At 68.8% G+C, this 2,374-nt stretch carries 2 protein-coding genes; one reads left to right on the top strand and one right to left on the bottom strand.

From position 1 onward, the window contains the following. Positions 1–1,900, top strand: a 1,900-nt coding sequence (locus ELR45_RS11980; protein WP_205856458.1) for a bifunctional metallophosphatase/5'-nucleotidase, incomplete at its 5' end; no start/stop codon positions are given. A gap of 331 nt (positions 1,901–2,231) precedes the next feature. Here the strand turns inward: ELR45_RS11980 and ELR45_RS42690 are convergent. Continuing rightward, positions 2,232–2,374, bottom strand: a 143-nt coding sequence (locus ELR45_RS42690; RefSeq protein WP_420813878.1) for a tRNA (cytidine(34)-2'-O)-methyltransferase, incomplete at its 5' end; no start/stop codon positions are given.

The following is a 2,374-nucleotide window of genomic DNA, read 5'->3' as shown; positions in this document are numbered from 1 at the left end:
CGGCTTCGTGGGTGCGGTCACCGAGCACCTGCCCGAGCTGGTCAGCCCGTCCGGCATCGAGCAGGTCGACGTGCTCGACGTCGTCGAGGAGACCAACCGGGTCGCCGACGAGCTGAAGGCGGACGGCGCCGACGCCGTCGTGCTGCTGGTGCACGAGGGCGCACCGACGACGCAGCTGGAGACGGCGATCGACCCGGACAACGACTTCGGCAAGATCGTCAACGGTGTGAACACGAACGTCGACGCCATCGTCTCCGGCCACACCCACCTCGCCTACGACCACAACATCGAGGTGCCGGAGTGGGTCGAGGAGGGCCGTGACGTCACGGTGCGTCCAGTCGTCAGCGCCGGGCAGTACGGGTACAACCTGAACAAGATCCGCTTCAGTGTCGCCGACGGCGAGGTCGGGGCCGTCGAGTCGGAGATCGTGCCGCTCACGGAGCAGAACGACGACGGTGACTGGGTTCCGCTGTACGACGCGGACCAAGAGGTCGAGGGGATTGTCGCCGACGCGGTCGAGACGGCCGATGAGCTCGGAGCGGAGTCGCTGGGCGAGATCACGGCAGACTTCAACCGGGCTCAGCAGTCCGACGGCGCGGAGAATCGCGGTGGCGAGTCGACGCTAGGCAACTTCGTCGCGGACGTGCAGCTGGATGCGGCACGGATCACCGACGAAGAGACCGACATCGCGTTCATGAACCCGGGCGGGCTGCGCACGGACATGACGTATACAAGCGGCGGTGAGGAGGACCCGGACGGGAACGTGACGTACCGGGAGGCCGCCGAGGTGCAGCCGTTCGCCAACACACTGGTGACGATGACGCTGACCGGCGAGCAGGTCGTCGACGTCCTGGAGGAGCAGTGGCAGCCCGACGGCGCGTCCCGGGCATTCCTGAAGCTCGGCGTCTCCGAGGAGCTGACCTACACCTACGACCCGGAGGCCGCGGCCGGCGAGCACATCACGTCGGTGACGCTCGACGGTGAGCCGCTGGAGATGGACGGCTACTACCGGGTGGTGGCGAACTCCTTCCTCGCGTCGGGCGGCGACAACTTCACCACGCTGTCTGAGGGCGTGGATGTGGCCGATACGGGCCAGATCGACCTGCAGGCGATGGTGGACTACCTGGGGGAGAACTCGCCGGCGTCGCCCGACTACGCGCAGCGCGCGGTCGGCGTGCAGTGGATGAGCGACCCGGAGGCGGTCTACGCTCCCGGCGACGAGGTGTCGCTCGAACTGTCCTCGCTGCTGTTCAGCGCCGGTGAGCCGGTCGCCGGGTCGGCGGTCGTGTCGCTGGCCGAGCAGGAGCTGGGCAAGTTCGAGATCGACCCGGAGGTCGTCGACACGACGGACGAGGTCGGCCGCGCCAGCGTGAGCGTGACGATCCCGGATGACCTGGGTGACGTGGCGGCGGCACAGGATGGCGAGACGATGGAGCTGCTGGTCTCGGTACCGGACACCGGGACCGAGGTCGCGCTGCCGATTACGGTCGACGCCGGCGACGGCGGCGGTGACGAGGGCGGCGACGACGGTTCCGAGGATGGTAGTGAGGACGGCACCGACGACGGCGCCGAGGACGGCACCGACAGCGGCGCTGAGGACGGTTCGGACGACGGCACGGACTCGGGCGCTGACGAAGCGGGCAGCGATGACGGAACAGATGCGGGCACGGACGACGGGACCGACTCTGGCACCGACGACGGCGCTGAGGACGGTGCTGACGACGGGACAGAAGCCGGCACGGACGACGGCGACGTGGCCGGCACTGACGACGGCGGCGATCTGCCCGACACCGGTGCAGGCTCAAGCGTGACCCTCTGGGCCACGCTCGGCCTTGTCGCTCTGGCGATGGGTGGCGCGGCCTACGCGGCGTCCCGGGCCCGGACCGGCGCCGCAGCCTGAGAACGTCCAGCGAACCGAGCGGTTCCAGGACGTGAGCGGTCGAGCGGCCGCTGAGTGACAAAGGTGAGGGTTCGCATGCCAGCCAAGCGTGCGAACCCTCACCCTCTTTACGGACTCATTGCGACCGCTACGCCTAGGTTGCGGTCGGCGTGCCGCCCGCCAACGGTGGAGAGTTGTGCAGTCGACAGTGGACGGTTGCGCACGTCCTGGCGTGGACAATCCTCCAGTGCTGTGTGGAGAATCTTCCATCGTTGCGGGCGGGTGGGGCCCGGATGGCGTTAGGGGCGGGGGAGTCGTGCATGGTTGCGGAGCTCCGCGGGTCGGGCAGCCTTTACGCGCCGGGGAAGCCGTGCTGGCGCCATGCCTCGTAGGCAGCCACAGCAGCGGAGTTGGACAGGTTGAGGGAACGACGCCCGGGCAGCATGGGTATGCGGACCCGCGCTGTGACCGCGGGATCGGCGATGACCTCACCGG

This window comes from Phytoactinopolyspora endophytica, from assembly GCF_004138495.1.
In the GTDB taxonomy this organism is placed as follows: Bacteria; Actinomycetota; Actinomycetes; order Jiangellales; family Jiangellaceae; genus Phytoactinopolyspora; species Phytoactinopolyspora endophytica.
This window is presented reverse-complemented; position numbering and strand designations above follow the sequence as displayed.